Source organism: Xylophilus sp. (assembly GCA_009914555.1).
Lineage (GTDB): Bacteria > Pseudomonadota > Gammaproteobacteria > Burkholderiales > Burkholderiaceae_C > WNDY01.
Genome location: WNDY01000042.1, coordinates 16,888 through 35,000, shown reverse-complemented (window position 1 = coordinate 35,000; position 18,113 = coordinate 16,888). Strand labels below are relative to the sequence as shown.

Sequence of the window (18,113 nt, the reverse complement as noted above, 5' to 3'; positions counted from 1 at the left end):
CCAGCACGCCGGCCAGCAGCGCCGCGGCGATCGCGACCGGGATGCGCCGCATCAGCCGCTCGAGCCAGCCGGTCACCCCAAGCAGCGTGATGAGCACCGCGCTGACCATGAAAGCCCCGACCGCCTCATGCAGCGAGAAGCCACCGGCCGCCCCCGCCGTGGTCAGCACCGCAGCGCCTGGCGTGGACCAGGCAACCATGACCGGCTTGCGCCACCACAGCGACGGCACCAGGGTGCACAGGCCGACGCCCCAGCCCAGCGCCCAGATCCAGGACGTCATCTGCGCCTCGGTCGCGCCGAAGGCACGCGCGGCCTGGTAGACGATCGCGATGGAACTCGTGAAGCCGACGAGGACGGCAACGAAGCCAGCGGTGGCCGCCGACAGGCTCAGATCCTTGAAGAAGCGCATCCGGCGATTGTCCATCGCCAGAGCGCTCGAAACCGGTGCCCCCCCGCCAGCGGACGCCGCGCAAGGGCCGCCCCGCCGCGCTGGCGTCGCCCCTCTTCCCCCGAAGCGAGAGAAAGGGGGTGCGGCGCAGCCGCACGGGGGGGATGTTCTCTAGATTTCGATCTTGCTACCCAGTTCCACCACCGCGTTGCTCGGCAGCTTGAGGAAGTCCGCCGCCGCGCCCGCGTTGTGGTGCATCTGCGCGAAGAGCTTCTCGCGCCAGGGTGCCATGCCGCTGCCGATGGTGGGCACCACGGTGTCGCGCGAGAGGAAGTAGCTCGTGCTCATCCGCGCAAGGTCGCAGCCGCGGCCGCGCATCTGCTCCAGCGCGCGCGGGATGTCCGGATCGTTCTTGAAGCCGTAGTGGATGACGACCTGCCAGCAGTCGTGGCCCAGCGGCTCTACCTCCAGCCGGCGGTCCAGGCCGATCCAGGGCACCTCGTGGTTGCGCACGGTGACGAACAGGTTCTGCTCGTGCAGCACCTTGTTGTGCTTGAGGTTGTGCAGCATGGCGTTGGGCACGGCGCCGCGTTCGGCCGTGAGGAACACGGCCGTGCCGTCGACCCGTGCGGGCAAATGGGCGAACACCGATTTGAGGAAGCTGCGCAGGTCGATCGCGTCGGCATGGAGCTTCTCGCCCAGCAGGGCGCGGCCGCGCTTCCAGGTGACCATCAGGGTGAAGATGGCGCCGCCGATGACCAGCGGGAACCAGCCGCCGTCGGGCAGCTTCATGAGGTTGGACGCGAAGAACGAGAGGTCCACCACGAAGAACGCACCGGTGGCCGCGATGCACAGCGCCAGCGGATAGCGCCAGCCGTAGCGGATGACGAAGAAGGTCAGCACCGTGGTGATCAGCATGTCCAGCGTGACGGCGATGCCGTAGGCCGCGGCCAGGTTGCTCGACGACTTGAACATGACCACCGCGAGCACGATGGCGACGAACAGGCCCCAGTTCACGAACGGGATGTAGATCTGGCCGGTCTCGCGCACGCTGGTGTGCTCGATGCGCAGGCGCGGCAGGTAGCCCAGCTGGATCACCTGCTTGGTGATGCTGAAGGCGCCCGAGATCAGCGCCTGCGACGCGATCACCGTCGCGGCCGTGGCCAGCACCACCAGCGGCACCAGGGCCCAGGGCGGCGCGAGCATGAAGAAGGGGTTGCGCACCGCCTCCGGATCGATCAGCAGCAGCGCACCCTGGCCGAGGTAGTTGAGCGTGAGCGCTGGCATGACGACGGCGAACCAGGCCAGCCGGATGGGCCGCTTGCCGAAGTGGCCCAGGTCGGCATAGAGCGCCTCCGCGCCGGTCACGCAGAGGATCAGCGCGCCGAGGATGATGAAGGTGACGACCGGCTCGTTCCAGATGAAGCGCAGCGCATGGTGCGGGCTCAGCGCGACCAGGATGTCGGGGTGGTCTGCAATGCTGCGCACGCCGAGCGCGGCGATGGCGACGAACCAGGCCAGCATGACCGGGCCGAAGAAGCGGCCGATGCCGCCGGTGCCGCGCTTCTGCAGCACGAACAGCAGGAACAGCACGATCAGCGTGAGCGGTATGACGTAGCGCCGCGTATGCGGCGATACCACCTCCAGCCCCTCGACGGCCGACAGCACCGAGATCGCCGGGGTGATGACGCCGTCGCCGTAGAACAGCGAGGTGCCGAAGATGCCGACGAGGAGCATGCCGTTGCGCAGCTGCGGCCTGTTCTTCACCGCCTGCGAGGCCAGCGCCAGCATCGCCACCAGGCCGCCTTCGCCGTTGTTGTCGGCGCGCAGCACCAGCACCACGTACTTGATCGCCACGATGATCACCAGCGTCCAGAAGAACATGGACAGCACGCCATAAACGTTCTCGGGAGTGAGGACCACGTGGCCTGCGTGGAAGACCTCCTTGACCGAATAGAGCACGCTGGTGCCGATGTCGCCGTAGACGACGCCGATGGCGCCCAGGGTCAGGGCCGGCAGGGACGATTTGGTTGCGGACACGAAGAAGGCCCGGCGGCGCGGCACGGGCAGGTTGGCTGGACTAGCGGGCATTCTGCCCGCGGCGCCAGTCCGGCCGCGGCCCGGACCGGCGAAGGCCCGGCCGTCTGTTGCCGCGCTGCAACGCGGCAGGCCGGTCCCGCGCCGGTCACTCGTAGACCTCGGCGTCGGGGTTGGTGGCCTCCAGTTCGTAGCTCGCGGCCACCAGCGCCACGCGGGCGACCACGCCGTACATGTAGAACCGGTTGGGCGCGCTCGCGCCGGGCTTGGAGCCGGGCTGCGGCATGTGGGTGCTGTGCTCGAAGGCCAGCGGCACGAAGGCGGAGCCCGGCGCGTTGAGGTTCTCGTCGTTGGCCCGGTCGGCGTGCATGCGGTAGAAGCCGCCGACCACATAGCGGTCCATCATGTAGACGACCGGCTCGGCCACGGCCTCGTTGACGCGCTCGTAGGTCAGCACGCCTTCCTGCACGATCAGGTCGTGCACCAGCGGGCGGCGCTCGGCCTTGAGGCGCTCGCGCGACCTGCGCACGATGTCCTCGACCTCCCTGGCGTCGCGCACGGTCAGGATGGCCGAGCCGGCGAAGCCGTGGTCGTTCTTGAGCACGGCGAACGGCTTCTCATGGATGCCGTATTCCTTGTACTTGCGGCGCACCTTGGAGAGCACGGCATCGACCTGCGCGGCGATCGGCTCGACGGCGGCGTCGCTCGACAGGTCCACCCGGTCGGCCGCGGCGCTGATCGGCGTGATGAGCCACGGGTCGATGCCCAGCAGCTTGCCGAAGCGCTTGGCCACCTCCTCGTAGCTGCGGAAGTGGCGGCTGCGGCGGCGCACGCTCCAGCCCGCATGCACCGGCGGCAGCAGGTACTGCTCGTGCAGGTCTTCCAGGATGCCGGGCGCGCCGGCCGCGAGGTCGTTGTTGAGCAGGATGGTGCAGGGGTCGAAGCCCTTCAACCCCAGGCGGCGCTTGCTGCGCACCACCGGCTCCAGCGTGATCGTCTCGCCGTGCGGCAGGCGCACCACCTGCGGCTCCTTCACTTCCGGATCGACCGAGCCGATGCGCACGTTGAGCCCGGCCATCTGGAAGATGCGCTGGAGCTGCGCCACGTTGGCCAGGTAGAAGGTGTTGCGCGTCGTGTGGTTCTCGGGAATGACCAGCAGGTTGCGCGCCTCGGGGCAAATCTTCTCGATCGCGGCCATCGTGGCCTGCACGGCCAGCGGCAGCATCTCCTGCGTGAGGTTGTTCCAGCCGGCCGGGAACAGGTTGGTGTCGACCGGCGCCAGCTTGAAGCCGGCGTTGCGGATGTCCACCGAGCTGTAGAACGGCGGCGTGTGCTCCATCCATTCGAGCCGGAACCAGCGCTCGATGGCCGGCATGGCGTCGATGACGCGCTGTTCGAGTTCGTTGATCGGCCCGGTCAGGGCGGTGATGAGATGCGGGACCATGGGATGCGGCGTCGGTCTGCGGAGCCGGCCATTGTAGAAGCCGGCCGGGGCCGCTCCGCGGTCAGCGCCGCCGGAACGACGGGCGTGGCAGCGCGAGCAAGCCTGGCGCTTCACGCGCCGGGGCGGCATCGCGAGCGTGCTGCCGTGCTGACGCCCGGCCCACGGTGGCGAACATGCGCACCACCGCGCCGCGCGTCAGCTGCGGACTTCGCCGTTGCCGAGCACCACCCACTTCAGCGAGGTGAGCCCTTCGAGCCCGACGGGGCCGCGCGCGTGGAACTTGTCGGTGCTGATGCCGATCTCGGCGCCCAGGCCGTATTCGAAGCCGTCGGCGAAGCGCGTGCTCGTGTTGACCATGACGCTGGCCGAGTCCACCTCGCGCAGGAAGCGCTGGGCGTTGACGTGGTCGCGCGTGAGGATGGCGTCGGTGTGGTGCGACGAATAGCGGTTGATGTGGCGAATAGCCTCGTCCACGCCAGCCACGACCTTCACCGCGATGATGGGCGCGAGGTATTCCTCCGACCAGTCCTGCTCAGTCGCGGGCACGACGGCGGCCCCCGGCACGTCGGCAAGGATGGCCCGCGCCTCGGCGTCGGCGCGCATCTCCACACCCTTGGCCGCGAACACCGCGCCGATGCGGGGCAGGAACTGGCGCGCCACGCCGCGCGCGACCAGCAGGCCCTCGCTCGCGTTGCAGGGGCTGACCTTCTGCGTCTTGGCGTTGTCGGTCACCGCGACCGCGAGGTCGATGTCCACCGGGTCGTCGACGTAGGTGTGGCAGTTGCCGTCGAGGTGCTTGATGACCGGCACCTTCGCTTCGCGGCTGATGCGCTCGATGAGCGATTTGCCGCCGCGCGGGATGATCACGTCCACGTACTCGGGCATGGCGATCAGGTGGCCGACGGCGGCGCGGTCGGTGGTCTGCACGAGCTGCACCGCGTCGGCCGGCAGGCCGGTCTCGGCCAGCGCCTGCTGCACCAGCCTGGCCAGCGCCTTGTTCGACTCGATCGCCTCGGAGCCGCCGCGCAGGATGGCCGCGTTGCCACTCTTGATCGACAGGCTCGCGGCCTCGATGGTCACGTTGGGACGGCTCTCGAAGATCATGCCGAAGACGCCGAGCGGCACGCGCATCCGGCCCACGCGGATGCCGCTGGGCTGCTGGCGCAGGCCGCTGATCTCGCCGATCAGCTCGGGCATCGCGGCGAGTTGCTCGCAGCCTTCGGCCACGGTCGCAATGACCTTCGGCGTGAGGCGCAGCCGGTCCACGAGCGGCGCGGACAGGCCGGCGGCGGTGGCGCGTTCAAGGTCGCGGGCGTTGTCCGTTTGCAGGCTGCCGACGCTCTCGCGCAGCAGCCGCGCGAGCGTGCGCAGCGCACGGTTCTTGGTCGCGGCATCGGCCCGCGCCATCGCGGCGGCGGCCGTGCGGGCCTGCAGGCCGAGGGTCCGGGTGTATTCGGCGATGTTGAGGGCGTTCATGGATGCGTCAATCTCGAAAATCCGGCCGGCGGAAGAACAGGATTGTGGCAAAAGGCGGTCGCAACGGAGACGACAAGGGCAAGACAAAGAATACCCCCACACCTACCAGCCCACCGCGCTTATTTTGCAAGCACTACAGGCCTATACCCCCGTCATCGTAGAGGAGCCTGTACGGTGCGGCAGACCATCGTCGCCAGCCGGTGCAGCGCCTGCCAGCCGTCGGTCGGCCAGTCCGGTGCTTTGAGCCCCTTGACGATGCCGTCGACCACGTGGGCCGCGCGCAGCAGGCGGGCGAGCGCGGCGTCCTGCAGCTGCGGCAGGATGCGCTCGAACAGACGCTCGCGCGGCCCCCAGACGCGCTGCTCGCGCAGCGCCATCGGCAGCGGGCGGCCGGCGTTCATCGCGTCCTTCACGCGCTTCATCGCGCGGATGTCCTCGGCCAGCGTGTAGTGCACCAGCACCTCGGCCTCGCCCTCGGCCTGCAGACCGTCGAGCATGCGGGTGACGCGGCCGAGCTGGCCCGAGAGCACGGCCTCGGAGAGCTTGAACACGTCGTAGCGCGCGACGTTGAGCACGGCCGATTCGACCTGCGCCCACGAGAGTTCGCCGGGCGGATGCAGCAGCGCGAGCTTGGATATCTCCTGGTGCGCCGCGAGCAGGTTGCCCTCGACGCGGTCGGCGAAGAACTGCAGCGTGCGCTGGCCCTCCTCGCCCGCGGCCACGCGCTGGCCCTGGGCCGCGAGGCGCTGGGCGATCCAGGCCGGCAGCGCGGCGCGCTCGACCGGATCGATCTGCACCGTGGCGCCGTGGCGCTCCAGCGCGGCGAACCAGGCGCCGGTCTTCGTGGCCTTGTCCAGCCGCGGCAGCAGCACCAGCGTGAGCGTGGTGTCGTTGCCTTGCGCGCCTTCGGCGATCTGCTGGAGGACGGTGCTGCCATCCTTGCCGGGCTTGCCCGAGGGGATGCGGATCTCGACGAGCTGCCTGTCGGCGAACAGCGAGAGCGAGCCGCCGGCCGCGCGCACCGCGCTCCAGTCGAAGTGCGCACCGGCGACGGTGTGCACGCTGCGCTCGGTGTGGCCCTGGGCGCGTGCGGCCGCACGGATGGCGTCGGCCGCTTCCTGCACCAGCAGGGGCTCGTCGCCGTGCAGCGTGTAGAGCGGGCGCAGCCCTTTGGCGAGCTGGGCGGCCAGTTGGCCGGCGGCGAGCTGCATGCCTCAGAGCGACTTGACGGCACCCAGGCGGCGCACGATCTGCTGCACCGCGTCGGTCTGCATGTCGCGGGAGAGCAGCGCGATCTCGGCCTCCTTGGCCAGCGCCAGGGTTTCGCTGTAGGTCACGTCGCGGCGCAGCAGCAGCTCGGTGTCGGGAATCAGCTCCTTGCCGGCGGCGGTGCGCAGCTTGAAGTGCACGCGCAGCCGCACCTGCAGCTCACGCACGCCGCCGGTGGCGTTATAGCCGACGACGACCTGCTCGCGCGCTTCGGAGGTCACCTCGACCCACACGTCGGCGCCGACGGCCGCGGCCGCGTCGCGCAGCACGCGCACCGTGCCGAACGATTCGAGATTGCGCTGCAGCTCCAGCAGCAGCGCGGTGCTGCCGCCGGTCGGCACGATGTAGATCGACGAGAACGCATAGGTCGGCGCCTCGCGCAGCTTGAAGCCGCAGCCGGCCAGCAGCAGGGCCGAGCTGGCACCGAGAAGGAAGAGGCGGCGCTGCATGGCCGTCACACCACGATGTTCACGAGGCGGCCCGGCACGACGATGACCTTCTTGGCCGCCGCGCCGTTCGCATGCCGGTGGAAGTCCTCGCTCGCGAGTGCGATCTGCTCGATCTGCTCGCGGCTCGCACTGGCGGGCACGCGGATCGCGCCGCGCAGCTTGCCGCCGACCTGGAGCACCAGCTCGATTTCGTCCTGCACCAGCGCGGCCTTGTCCACTTGCGGCCAGGGCGCGTCGAGCAGGTCGCCGAGCGTGCCGGCGTAGCCAAGGCCGCTCCAGAGCGCATGCGCGATGTGCGGCGTGGCCGGGTAGAGCACGCGCAGCAGAATGCCGAAGCCCTCGACGAGTGCGACCTCGGCGCCCGGCGTGCCGGCGGCCTTGAAGTCTTCGAGCGCGTTGAGGATCTTCATCGCGCCGGAGACCACGGTGTTGTACTGCATGCGCTGGTAGTCGTAGTCGATCTGGCGCAGCACGGTGTGCACCTCGCGCCGCAGGGCCTTGGCCTCCTTGCCGAAGGCCACGTCGGCCAGCGCGCTGGCGCCGGCGAGCGTGGGCTCGACGGCGCTGAAGTCCAGCGCGGCCAGCCGGCCGCCGAAGTTCCACACGCGGCGCAGGAAGCGGTAGCTGCCTTCGACGGCAGCGTCGTTCCATTCGAGCGTGGCCTCGGGCGGTGCGGTGAACATGGTGTACAGGCGCGCGGTGTCGGCGCCGTACTTCTCGATGAGCAGTTGCGGATCGACGCCGTTGTTCTTGGACTTGGACATGGTGCCCACGCCCTCGTAGTCGATGACCGTGCCCACAGGCAGGCTTCCGACGGCGTTCTTCAGCTTGGCGCCTATGACCTTGCCGCCCTCGTCGAGCACGTTCTCGACGTCGTGCGGCCAGAAGTATTCCTTGCCGCCCTTCTCGTTGCGGCGCGAATAGATGTGGTTGAGCACCATGCCCTGCGTGAGCAGCTTGGTGAACGGCTCGTCGACCGCGACCAAGCCCAGGTCGCGCATGACCTTGGTCCAGAAGCGGGCGTAGAGCAGGTGCAGGATCGCGTGCTCGATGCCGCCGATGTACTGGTCCATCGGCATCCAGTACTTGGCGCTCTCCCCCACCATCGCCTCGCTGTTCTTTGGATCACAGTAGCGCTGGAAGTACCACGACGAATCGACAAATACGTCCATCGTGTCGGTCTCGCGCCGCGCGGGCTTGCCGCAGCGCGGGCAGACGACGCCGGCGTGGAAGGCCTCGCTCTTGACCAGCGGGTTGCCGCTGCCGTCGGGCACCAGGTCGGTCGGCAGCACGACGGGCAGATCCTTCTCGGGCACCGGCTGCGGGCCACAGTCCTCGCAATGGATGATGGGGATGGGCGTGCCCCAGTAGCGCTGGCGACTGATACCCCAGTCGCGCAGGCGCCAGGTGGTCTTCTTCTCGCCCAGGCCCTTTTGCTCCAGCGCATGGGCCACGGCATCAACCGCCTCGCCGTGCGACAGCCCGCTGAAGTTGTCCGAATTCACCGTCACGCCGCGCTGCTTGTCGGCATACCAGTCCTGCCAGCGGTGAAAGTCGAAGGTTTCGCCGTCCACCAGCACGACCTGCTTGATCTCGATGCCGTACTTGAGTGCGAAGGCGAAGTCGCGCTCGTCGTGCGCCGGCACGCCCATGACGGCGCCGTCGCCGTAGCCCATGAGCACGTAGTTGCCGACCCAGACGGGGACCGGCTCGCCGGTCAGCGGATGGGTGACCGTGAGCCCCGTGGGCCGGCCTTCCTTTTCCTTGACGGCGAGCTCGGCCTCGGTCGTGCCGCCCTTCTTGCATTCCTCAATGAAGGCGGCGAGCGCGGCGTCGCCCTTCGCCGCATGCGTTGCCAGCGGATGCTCGGGCGCGACCGCGCAGAAGGTCACGCCCATGATGGTGTCGGCGCGGGTGGTGAAGACATAGAGCCGGCCTTCCTGGATCAGCCGGCCGTCGGCGTCATCCCGGATGTCGTGGGTGAACGCGAAGCGCACGCCGCTCGACTTGCCGATCCAGTTCTCCTGCATCAGGCGCACGCGCTCGGGCCAGCCCGGCAGCTGGGTTTGCACGGTATCGAGCAACTCCTCGGCATAGTCGGTGATCTTGAGGTAGTAGCCAGGAACCTCGCGCTTCTCGACCAGCGCGCCGGTGCGCCAGCCGCGGCCGTCGATGACTTGCTCGTTGGCCAGCACGGTCCGGTCCACCGGGTCCCAGTTGACGACCTGGGTCTTGCGGTAGGCCCGCCCTTTTTCAAGCATTTGGAGGAACAGCCACTGGTTCCATCGATAGTACGAGGGCTCGCACGTGGCGATCTCGCGAGACCAGTCGATCGCCAGACCCAGAGCCTGCATCTGGCCCTTCATGTAGGCGATGTTGTCGTAGGTCCACTGCGCCGGTGCCACGCCATTCTTGAGCGCCGCGTTCTCGGCCGGCAGACCGAAGGCGTCCCAGCCCATGGGCATCAGCACGTTGTAGCCGGCCATGCGCAGCTGGCGCGCCAGCATGTCGTTGATGGTGTAGTTGCGCACATGGCCCATGTGCAGCTTGCCGCTGGGATACGGCAGCATGGAGCAGGCGTAGAACTTCTTCCTGCCCGCGTCCTCGGTCACGCGGTAGGCGTCGCGCGCGGTCCAGTGGGCCTGCGCGGCGCGCTCGACCTCGGTGTGGTTGTACTTTTCTTGCAGCATGAATGGCAGCGCGCCCTACGAGGGGCGCGGCGGAATACGGGGGGTGTGGATGGCCGACCCGCGATTTTAGGCGGGCCGGCCGCGGGCCGGCTGCGGCGGCCTGCCCCGCTCAGTCGAGCTTCACGCCGGTGGCCTTGACCACCTGGGCCCAGCGGGCGCGCTCCTTGGCGAAGAAGGCGTCGAACTGGGCCGGATCCTGGGTGGACACTTCGGCACCCTGCGCGATCAGGCGCTCGCGCACGTCGGCCGAGCGGATGATGCGCCGCAGCTCCTGCGACACGCGCTGCACCACCGCGTCGGGCGTGTCGCGCGGGGCGAGCACGCCCTGCCACGAGCCGGTCTCGTAGCCCGGCACGCCCTGCTCGGCGATGGTTGGCACGTTGCCGATCAGCGGCATGCGCGTGGCTTTCGACACGCCCAGCAGCTTGAGCCGGCCGCTCTGCACGTGCGGATAGGTGGCCAGCATGCCGTTCATGAGGATCTGCGTCTGGCCGGCGACGGTGTCCTGCACCGACTGCACGCCGCCCTTGTAGGGCACGTATTCCCATTTGGCACCGGTCTTGGCGGCCAGTTCCAGACCGGCCAGGTGGGCGGCGCTGCCGCTGGCGGTGACGGCGAAGTTCAGATCCGACGTCTTGGACAGGGCCACCAGCTCCTTCAGGTTGTGGGCCTTGACCGACGGATGCACCACCAGCAGGTGCGGCGAATAGGCCAGCATGGCCACGCCACGCAGGTCGCGCGAGGGGTCGAACGGCAGTTTGGTGTAGACCGACGGGCTGATCGCCAGCGAGCCCGTGTCGCACAGCAGCAGGTTGTAGCCGTCGCCGGGCGCCTTGGCGACGAAGTCGGCGCCCAGGTTGCCGTTGGCGCCGGCCCGGTTCTCGACGACGATCGGCTGGCCGAGCGCGTCGGACAGCGGCTGGCTGATGGCGCGCGCGATGATGTTTGAGCTGCCGCCGGGCGGGTAGGACACGATCAGCTTGATCGGCCGCGCGGGCCATTTGGCGGGCTGGGCGAAGGCGGCAGTGCCGGCGGCCAGGCCGGCGGCGCCGAGCAGAAGGCTGCGACGGTTCGAATCCATGTCGGTGGTCTCCTTGGAGGGTGGAAAGGTCCATGGCTGCTCCGCGCAACCGCGGGCATGTTGTATGTCATCGTATAACTAAATGAGGGCCATCCCAACCGCTGCGTCAGCTTGCCGTCATTGTCCGATATCCATGGTGCAAAAGCTCGTACGGACCAAGGTATTTCCCTGATGACAGCGGCGTCTGACCGCTTCTACGCTGCTAAGTTGTCTGACAACAGATCACCTGTGCGTGGTCCAGGCGCGGTGTCCGAGCGCGCACCCTTCATCCTTTTTTGCGCATTTCCAGGAGATTCCCGATGCGACGTCGTACCTTCATCCATGCCGCAGCGGCTGCCGTGCTGGCCGCCAGCCTGCCGATCGCACCGGCCGCGTTCGCCCAGGGCAGTTGGCCCACCGGCAAGCCGATCACCTACCTCGTCCCCTTCCCGGCCGGCGGCACCACCGACGTGCTCGGCCGCATCATCGGCCAGAAACTCGGCCCCGCGCTGGGCACCACCGTGGTGGTGGACAACAAGGGCGGCGCCGGCGGCAGCATCGGCTCGGAGATCGCGGCCCGCGCTGCGCCGGACGGCTACACCCTGCTCGGCGGCACGATTAGCTCGCATGCGATCAACGTCAGCCTCTATCCCAGGCTGGGCTACGACCCGGTCAAGTCGTTCACGCCGATCACGCTGATCGGCACAAATCCGGTGGTGCTCGTGGTCAGCGCCAACAGCCCCTACAAGACGCTCAAGGACGTGCTGGCCGCCAGCAAATCCAAGAACGGCGGCCTGTCGTCGGCTTCGGCTGGCACCGGCACCTCGCAGCACCTGGCGCTGGAACTGCTGGCCTACAAGTCGGGCGTGAAATTCACCCATGTGCCCTACAAGGGCAGCGGCCCCGCGATCCAGGACGTGATCGCCGGCCAGGTCGACATGATGTTCGACACCACCGTGGTCGCCGCGCCCCACATCCAGAGCGGCAAGCTGCGCGCCATCGCCGTCACTTCGTCCAAGCGCCTGGCTTCGCTGCCCGACGTGCCGACGGTGGCCGAATCGGGCATACAGGGACTGCGCGACTTCGAGGTCGTCTCCTGGCAGGCCGTGTTCGCGCCGGCAGGCACGCCGGCGCCGATCGTCGGACGCCTGCACGACGAGATCGCGCGCATCCTGGCCCTGCCCGAGACGCAGGAGCGCCTGCGCGGCTTCGGCATGGAGCCGGCCAACCTCACGGTCGAGCAGATCAGCGCCTTTCAGAAGGCCGAAGTGGCCAAGTGGGCGCAGGTCATCAAGGCGGCCAACGTCAAGATCGACTGATCGGTCTTTGCCACCGGGGCGGCGGCCCCCGGACCCGCGCTCAGATCACTTCGCTCTGCTTGAACACGAGCCGGCCCAGCAGCAGCGCCGCCGGCTCGACGTATTCCTTGCGGGAGAAGCGCGCCTGGTCCGGGTTGTCCTGCACCATCCACCAGCGCCCGCCGTCGCGCAGCAGCCGGCGCAGCAGCACCTGGCCTTCGTAGTTGACGGCGAACACCTGGCCGTCGCGCGGCTCGGTGTCGGCCACGTGGATCACCGCTGCGTCGCCCGGATGCAGCGACGGCTCCATCCCGGGCGCGGCCACCCGCAGCGCAAGCAGGTCGCTCACCCGGTAGCCGCGGCGCACCAGCCAATTGCGGTGGAAAGCGATCGGCGCATCCTCATCGTTGCGACTTTCGCTCACAGTATACCCCCGTAGCGCTTCTTTTACGCTCAGCTCGACGGGGTACACCCTCATGTATACAGGACCGGCGCCCGCATCGAACCAGGCGCCGGGTTCGCCGATCCGAACCGGCGGCAGCGCGAACCAATCCTGCATGCCGCGCAACGCCTCGATCTGCCGCACCGTCTTGTCGGAGACGGCGCGGTGGCCCGACAGCATCTGGCGCACGAAGGCGCCGTCGCGGTGGCCGAGCATGCGGCCGAACTCCGCCGCATTGCCGCGAGCTATTCTGTCGACGGCATCGGAAAGCCGAACGCGCCGCCGCTCCTGAATCTCGCTCTCGTCCATGAGCGGGCAAAACTAGCATGGGCTTCGTACGCATTTGCTACGATGGAAGATTAGCTTTTACTAACGAATCTTCAGCTTTCCATGTCCACACCGGCTCCTTCTGTCAGGTTCACCGCATGGACCGATGCGCCGCCGCGGCCGCCTGCAGACTTGGCTTTCGTGGTCTGCGACGCGAATGGCCACATCGCCGAGGCCAGCGCGGGCTTCGTGCGGCTCATGGGCCATGCCGCAGCCGAGGCCACAGGCCGGCAGCCTGCCGCACTGCTCGCCGGACCGCTGAGCGACCCGCGCGCGCTGGACCGCCTGGCGCAGGCCGCACGGGGCGCGGCGGCGCCCCAGCCGCTGCATGTACTGCTCTATGCCCGCAGCGGCCAGCCGCGCTGGATCGCGCTCGGCGCGTCGCCGGCTGCCGGCGGCGCCACGCTGCTGTTCATGGACATCACCGCCACCAAGTTCTACGAGACGCTGCAGCACCGCGTGCTCGACGCGATGGCGCATGCCCTGCCGCTGGTCGAGGTCGGCCGGCTGCTGTGCCTGGCGATCGGCCACCTGACGCCGCAGGCCGGCGCAGCGCTGCTGCGGCTGGACGATGCCGGCCGCCTGCGACAGGTGGCCGCCCCGGCACTGCCGGCCGCGCTGGCCGACCGGATGCCCGATCCGCCGCCCGAGAGCAGCGGCTGCGCGCAGGCCGCTCACACCGGCAAGGCGGTGCTGCACGCGGCCGGGCCCGGCGATCCCGCCAGCTGCTGGTCGCACCCGGTCACCGCGGCCGACGGCAGCGTGCTGGGCGTGCTGGCGCTCTGCCTGCCGCCGGACGAGCCGCCCGGCGCACTGCACGAGCACCTGGTCCAGGCCAGCCTGCCGCTGTGCGTGCTGATGCTGGAGCGTGAACGGTCGCAGGCCGCGCTGTCGCGCCTGGTGGACTATGACGCGCAGACCGGCCTGCCCCACCGCGACCGGCTGCTGCACGCCACCGCGCACCTGCTGCACGATGCCTGCCGCGACGGCACGCCGCTGGCCGTCGCGTGGATCGCGCTCGACGGCCGCCGGGCCGTGGCCGACGCGCTGGGCGAGGCCGCCGGTACGTCGCTGCTGCGCAGCGTGGCGCAGCGGCTGGCCGCCAGCGCGCGGCCGGGCGACCTCGTGGCCCGGCTCGACGGCGAGGACGCCTTCGCCGTGGTCCTGCCGCAGTGCAATGCGCAGCGGGCCGCCGATCGGCTGGCGCACATGAAGGCGATCGCCGGACAGCCGCTGGCTATCGGCCTGCATACCGTACATCCCCGGCTGCGCAGCGCGGCCGCGGTCCACCCGCGCGACGGCCAGGACGTGCCGGACCTGCTGCGGCGCGCCCGCGCCGCCCTGGGCCCCGCGGCAGGGCAACCCGCCGCGCCGCTAGGCGAAGACCTGCGCGCGGCCCTGGCCCGGGCGGACGGCTACGGCGGCGGCAGCGGTTTCGCGCTGCGGTTGCAGCCCCAGCTGGGCGGACCGGGCTGGCAGTCCGTCACCGGCGTCCAGGCCCTGCTGCACTGGCGGCATGGTCGGCTCGGAGCCCTTGCGCCGGACCGGCTCGCCGCGCTGGCCGAGGACAACGGCCTGGCCGAAACCCTGGCGCGGCGCGCCCTGCAGGACGCCTGCGACCAATTCGCCGGCTGGCGGCAGGCCGGCCTGCCGGTCCCGCGGATCTCGGTCGTCCTGCCGGCGGCCGGACTGGCCGGCCGCGGCCTGACCGCCTGGCTGCAGGACCGGCTTCGCAGCCGGTCGCTGCATCCGGCGCAGCTGTGCATCGAGCTGCCCGAATCCGCGCTGCTGCAGCCCCCGCCGGACCTGCTGGAGGAGGCCGGGGCGCTGGGGCGCATCGGCGTCGGCCTGTCGCTGCGGGACTTCGGCGCAGGCCATTCCAGCCTGGCGGCCCTGCATCGGCTGCCGGTCGTCGAGGTCAAGCTCGGGCCGGCGCCGATGCAGGACACGGAAACCGCGGCGCTGCTGCGCATCGCCCGCAGCCTGGACCTGCGGACGGTGGCCGAAGGCGTCGTCCATCCCGCCCGGCTCGACACCCTGGCGCTGCACGGTTGCACCGCCGCCCAGGGCGACCACCTCGCGCCGCCGATGGACGGCCCGGGGCTGGCGCGCTGGCTCGCCGGCCAGCCCGCGCGGCAGAGCGCCGGGACGAAGCGATCCTGAACGATGACTGCCGCCGCAATCCATATACTCCTTACCCAACATATTACAGCGCCGTGGGTTCGCCCGAATTCAATATATACCCCGCGTATCGTCCTCTCCGCTGCCCCGCGCGGTCCGACCTGGCGAAGGGGTGCAGACGGCGCTGAAAGTGCTTTCAGGCCAACCTGCTCGCGCTCAACGCGGCCGTGGAGGCCGGGAGGTTAAGGCTCTGATCGAAGGCACCGTCCCCGGCATGGCCCGGGCGGAACGCACCAGCCGCACCATCATGCAGGAGATCGTCGGCGGCTCGCACCAGGTCAGCGACATCGTGGAGGAGATCGCGCGGGCCGGCCAGTAGCAGACCCAGGGCATCGCCCGCATCAACACGGACGCGCCGCGGCGGACCTGGATGGGCGCCTATTTTCCTGCGGCCTGCGGATCGGCCACGAAGCCGACGCGCGAGAGCCCCGCGCGCTGGGCTGCGCCCATGACCTCGACGATGCGGCCGTAGGGCACGGCGGCGTCGGCGCGCAGCTGCACCTCGGTGGCCGGGTCGCGCGCAGCGGCCTCGGCGAGCCGCGCGGCCAGCGCCGGCCCGTCCACCGGGACGTCGTCCACGTAGGCCCGGCCGGCGGCGTCCACCGCCAGCCGCAGGGCGCGCGGCGGCTCGCCCGGCGCGGCCGCGACGCTGCGCGGCAGGTCGAGCCGGATGGCGCTGGCCAGCAGCGGCGCGGTCAGGATGAAGATGACGACGAGCACCAGCATTACGTCCACCAGCGGCGTGACGTTGATGTCGCTCATCGGGCGGCCGGAACCGCCCCCGCCGCTGCCGCCGAATCCGCCGAAGGCCATGGGTTCAGGCCCGGTGCGCGAAGAGTTCGCGCAGATCGTGGGCGAAGCCGTCGAGCAACGCCTCGGCGCGCGCCACGACGCGGCCGAACACGTTGTAGGCCAGCACGGCCGGCAATGCGACCGCCAGGCCGGCGGCCGTCATCACCAGTGCCTCGCCGACCGGGCCGGCCACACGCTCGATGGTGATCTGCCCGGCCTGCGCGATGCCGCCGAGCGCATGGTGGATGCCCCAGACGGTGCCAAGCAACCCGACGAAGGGCGCCGTCGCCCCCACCGTGGCCAGCAGCACCTGCCCAGCCTGCAGCCGCCCGGCCGCGGCCTGGAGCGCGCCGCGCAGCACGCGTGTGTACTGCGCGCCCGCATCGCCTGCGCCGGCCAGCGTGGCGCCGCCGGCGGCCTGCTGCGCACGGGCGGCTTCGACCAGACCCAGCGCAAGCCGCTCGCGGTCGAACGCGGCAACGGCCGCCTGCGCCTCGTCGGGTGAGCCGGACTGCCAGAACGCAGCCACGCCGCGTACCACGCCAGCGTGGGCGCGCCAGAGGACGGCGGCCTTCCAGAGGATGGCGACCCAGCTCGCCACCGACATCGCCAGCAGCACCAGCGCCACGGCGACCGTGACGGCGTCGCCCTCGCGCAGCCACTGAAGCGCATCCATGCCGGGCCGTCCTGTCAGTCGCGCAGGTGCAATACGTCGAACATGTCGTACAGGCCCGCGGGCTTGCCGACGAGGTAGCGCACCGCGCGCAGGCTGCCCTGCGCATAGCCGGCACGGCTGGACGACCTGTGCGTGATCTCGATGCGCTCGCCGGTGCCGGCGAACAGCACGGTGTGGTCGCCCACGATGTCACCGCCGCGGATGGTGGCGAAACCGATGGAGGAAGGATCGCGTTCGCCGGTCACGCCGTGGCGTTCGTAGACGGCGCAGTCCTTGAGGCCGCGGCCCAGCGCGCCGGCGATCACCTCGCCCATCTTGAGCGCTGTGCCCGAGGGCGCGTCGACCTTGTGGCGGTGGTGGGCCTCGATCACCTCGATGTCGTAGCCGGTCGCCAGCGCCCCGGCGGCCAGTTCGAGCAGCTTGAAAGTGACATTCACGCCCACGCTCATGTTGGGCGAGAAGACTATCGCCGTGTGGCGCGCGGCCTCGGCGATGGCGGCCTTCTGCGAATCGTCGAAGCCGGTGGTGCCGATGACGGCCTGCACGCCGAGTTCGGCGCAGACGGCCAGGTGGGCCAGCGTGCCCTCGGGGCGGGTGAAGTCGATCAGCACGTCGGCGCCGGTGAGCGCGGTGCGCACGTCGGCGGTGATCGAGACGCCGCTGGCATGGCCGAGGAAGGCGGTGGCGTCGGAGCCTGCGGCCGGGCTGGCGGCCACGTCGAGCGCGCCGGTCAGCAGCAGGTCGTCGGCGCTGCGGATGGCTTCGATGAGCATGCGGCCCATGCGGCCGGAGGCGCCGGCGACGGCCACCCGGCGCTTCGGAACGGAAGTCGCTGTCATGGTTGTCTTTCTTTTCGGAGCGGAAGGCCGCGCGCCTAGGGGGCGTGCCGGCCGGGCTGCGGGGACGGTCACCGCCCGGAGGCGGTGGATTCCAGCGGCGGATAGCTGATGGGCGCGGCCTGCGGCTGCACCGACGAGGTCGCCGGCTGGTCGGGCCGCGCAGGTGCCGAATAGCGCTTGAGCTGCTCTTCGGTCGCCTCCAGCGGCGGCACCTTGCCCGAGCCCCGCTTCTTCACGTCGAGCGAGGCGACGAACTCGGCCTCGCTGGGCATCTCGTCGCCGGCGAAGCGTTCGAGCTGGTCGTCCTTGAAGAAGACGCTGAGCTTGCGCGACTGCACTTCCTTGCCGCCGCGCTTGAGCGTGAACACGTAGTCCCAGCGGTCGGCATGGAACAGGCTGGACAGCAACGGCGTGCCCAGAACCTCGCGCACCTGCTGGCGGCTCATGCCCTGCTGGAGCTGGGCGACCTGCTCCCTGGACACGAAGTTGCCCTGCACGATTTCGATCTTGTAAGGGGTGATGGCATTGGCCACGCGGTGGCTCGCGCTGTCGAAGCTGCCACAGGCCGCGAGGCCTGTGCAGGCTGCCGCGGCGAGGGCCGCACGCAGCCAGCGGGAAGTAAGGACGTCGGACATGGAGCTAGGGCGTGTTCCGGGCATGGCGATATGATCGACCATTGTACTGAGTGCATGCATCCGGGCCTGGCCGGCGGGCCCCGCATTCCACCGGTCGCCACGGAATCTGA

At 69.9% G+C, this 18,113-nt stretch carries 15 protein-coding genes (1 of these 15 running past the window's edge); 2 read left to right on the top strand and 13 right to left on the bottom strand.

All coding sequences use genetic code 11. From position 1 onward, the window contains the following. The 8 genes from GAK38_RS16990 to GAK38_RS16955 form a co-directional block, all read right to left on the bottom strand. Window positions 1-409 carry the 5' portion of a benzoate/H(+) symporter BenE family transporter gene (locus GAK38_RS16990; protein WP_325346132.1) on the bottom strand. It extends 797 nt beyond the left edge of the window, so only the first 409 of its 1,206 coding nucleotides appear in the window; its start codon is at window positions 407-409; its stop codon lies beyond the left edge, outside the window. Window positions 410-559: 150 nt separating this feature from the next. After that, complete coding sequence (locus GAK38_RS16985; protein ID WP_325346131.1) at window positions 560-2,428, bottom strand: potassium transporter Kup; 1,869 nt, start codon at window positions 2,426-2,428, stop codon at window positions 560-562. Window positions 2,429-2,573: 145 nt separating this feature from the next. Continuing rightward, on the bottom strand, window positions 2,574-3,869 hold the full coding sequence (gene gshA, locus GAK38_RS16980; RefSeq protein ID WP_325346129.1) for a glutamate--cysteine ligase: 1,296 nt from the start codon (window positions 3,867-3,869) through the stop codon (window positions 2,574-2,576). Window positions 3,870-4,064: 195 nt separating this feature from the next. Beyond that, a complete protein-coding gene (locus tag GAK38_RS16975) occupies window positions 4,065-5,345 on the bottom strand; it encodes a glutamate-5-semialdehyde dehydrogenase (RefSeq protein ID WP_325346127.1) in 1,281 nt (426 codons plus the stop codon). 152 nt (window positions 5,346-5,497) lie between these two features. Continuing rightward, the gene (gene holA, locus GAK38_RS16970; protein ID WP_325346125.1) at window positions 5,498-6,556 is read right to left on the bottom strand and encodes a DNA polymerase III subunit delta; all 1,059 of its coding nucleotides are present in this window, start codon (window positions 6,554-6,556) and stop codon (window positions 5,498-5,500) included. 3 nt (window positions 6,557-6,559) lie between these two features. Next, window positions 6,560-7,063 (bottom strand): LPS-assembly lipoprotein LptE, encoded by a 504-nt coding sequence (locus GAK38_RS16965; protein ID WP_325346123.1) that lies wholly within the window; start codon window positions 7,061-7,063, stop codon window positions 6,560-6,562. A 5-nt stretch (window positions 7,064-7,068) separates the two neighbouring features. Next, entirely contained in the window at window positions 7,069-9,750 is a 2,682-nt protein-coding gene (gene leuS, locus GAK38_RS16960) for a leucine--tRNA ligase (RefSeq protein ID WP_325346137.1), read from the bottom strand. 112 nt (window positions 9,751-9,862) lie between these two features. Then, window positions 9,863-10,834, bottom strand: a complete 972-nt coding sequence (locus tag GAK38_RS16955) for a Bug family tripartite tricarboxylate transporter substrate binding protein (protein ID WP_325346121.1) — start codon at window positions 10,832-10,834, stop codon at window positions 9,863-9,865. 299 nt (window positions 10,835-11,133) lie between these two features. Here GAK38_RS16955 and GAK38_RS16950 point away from each other — a divergent pair, with 299 nt between their 5' ends. Continuing rightward, a complete protein-coding gene (locus GAK38_RS16950; RefSeq protein WP_325346119.1) occupies window positions 11,134-12,132 on the top strand; it encodes a Bug family tripartite tricarboxylate transporter substrate binding protein in 999 nt (332 codons plus the stop codon). Window positions 12,133-12,172: 40 nt separating this feature from the next. On the opposite strand, the gene GAK38_RS16945 is transcribed toward GAK38_RS16950, so the two are convergent. Then, window positions 12,173-12,769 (bottom strand): S24 family peptidase, encoded by a 597-nt coding sequence (locus GAK38_RS16945; RefSeq protein ID WP_325346117.1) that lies wholly within the window; start codon window positions 12,767-12,769, stop codon window positions 12,173-12,175. Between the two features lie 174 nt (window positions 12,770-12,943). Here GAK38_RS16945 and GAK38_RS16940 point away from each other — a divergent pair, with 174 nt between their 5' ends. Beyond that, a complete protein-coding gene (locus GAK38_RS16940) occupies window positions 12,944-15,043 on the top strand; it encodes an EAL domain-containing protein (RefSeq protein WP_325346115.1) in 2,100 nt (699 codons plus the stop codon). Between the two features lie 396 nt (window positions 15,044-15,439). Here GAK38_RS16940 and GAK38_RS16935 read toward each other — a convergent pair whose 3' ends face one another. The 4 genes from GAK38_RS16935 to GAK38_RS16920 form a co-directional block, all read right to left on the bottom strand. Next, entirely contained in the window at window positions 15,440-15,874 is a 435-nt protein-coding gene (locus GAK38_RS16935; protein WP_325346113.1) for an ExbD/TolR family protein, read from the bottom strand. A gap of 4 nt (window positions 15,875-15,878) precedes the next feature. After that, a complete protein-coding gene (locus tag GAK38_RS16930) occupies window positions 15,879-16,529 on the bottom strand; it encodes a MotA/TolQ/ExbB proton channel family protein (RefSeq protein ID WP_325346111.1) in 651 nt (216 codons plus the stop codon). Window positions 16,530-16,543: 14 nt separating this feature from the next. Next, window positions 16,544-17,368 (bottom strand): 4-hydroxy-tetrahydrodipicolinate reductase, encoded by an 825-nt coding sequence (gene dapB / locus GAK38_RS16925; RefSeq protein ID WP_325346109.1) that lies wholly within the window; start codon window positions 17,366-17,368, stop codon window positions 16,544-16,546. A 68-nt stretch (window positions 17,369-17,436) separates the two neighbouring features. Further along, entirely contained in the window at window positions 17,437-18,003 is a 567-nt protein-coding gene (locus tag GAK38_RS16920) for an outer membrane protein assembly factor BamE (RefSeq protein ID WP_325346107.1), read from the bottom strand. Window positions 18,004-18,113: the final 110 nt, after the last annotated feature.

What these genes read in the sequence shown, in the direction of transcription:
- gshA (WP_325346129.1), bottom strand. Translation starts at nt 3,869, where the DNA reads ATGGTCCCGCATCTCATCACCGCCCTGACCGGGCCGATCAACGAACTC.
- GAK38_RS16975 (WP_325346127.1), bottom strand. Translation starts at nt 5,345, where the DNA reads ATGAACGCCCTCAACATCGCCGAATACACCCGGACCCTCGGCCTGCAG.
- holA (WP_325346125.1), bottom strand. Translation starts at nt 6,556, where the DNA reads ATGCAGCTCGCCGCCGGCCAACTGGCCGCCCAGCTCGCCAAAGGGCTG.
- GAK38_RS16965 (WP_325346123.1), bottom strand. Translation starts at nt 7,063, where the DNA reads ATGCAGCGCCGCCTCTTCCTTCTCGGTGCCAGCTCGGCCCTGCTGCTG.
- GAK38_RS16955 (WP_325346121.1), bottom strand. Translation starts at nt 10,834, where the DNA reads ATGGATTCGAACCGTCGCAGCCTTCTGCTCGGCGCCGCCGGCCTGGCC.
- GAK38_RS16950 (WP_325346119.1), top strand. Translation starts at nt 11,134, where the DNA reads ATGCGACGTCGTACCTTCATCCATGCCGCAGCGGCTGCCGTGCTGGCC.
- GAK38_RS16945 (WP_325346117.1), bottom strand. Translation starts at nt 12,769, where the DNA reads ATGCTCGGCCACCGCGACGGCGCCTTCGTGCGCCAGATGCTGTCGGGC.
- GAK38_RS16940 (WP_325346115.1), top strand. Translation starts at nt 12,944, where the DNA reads ATGTCCACACCGGCTCCTTCTGTCAGGTTCACCGCATGGACCGATGCG.
- GAK38_RS16935 (WP_325346113.1), bottom strand. Translation starts at nt 15,874, where the DNA reads ATGGCCTTCGGCGGATTCGGCGGCAGCGGCGGGGGCGGTTCCGGCCGC.
- GAK38_RS16930 (WP_325346111.1), bottom strand. Translation starts at nt 16,529, where the DNA reads ATGGATGCGCTTCAGTGGCTGCGCGAGGGCGACGCCGTCACGGTCGCC.
- dapB (WP_325346109.1), bottom strand. Translation starts at nt 17,368, where the DNA reads ATGACAGCGACTTCCGTTCCGAAGCGCCGGGTGGCCGTCGCCGGCGCC.
- GAK38_RS16920 (WP_325346107.1), bottom strand. Translation starts at nt 18,003, where the DNA reads ATGTCCGACGTCCTTACTTCCCGCTGGCTGCGTGCGGCCCTCGCCGCG.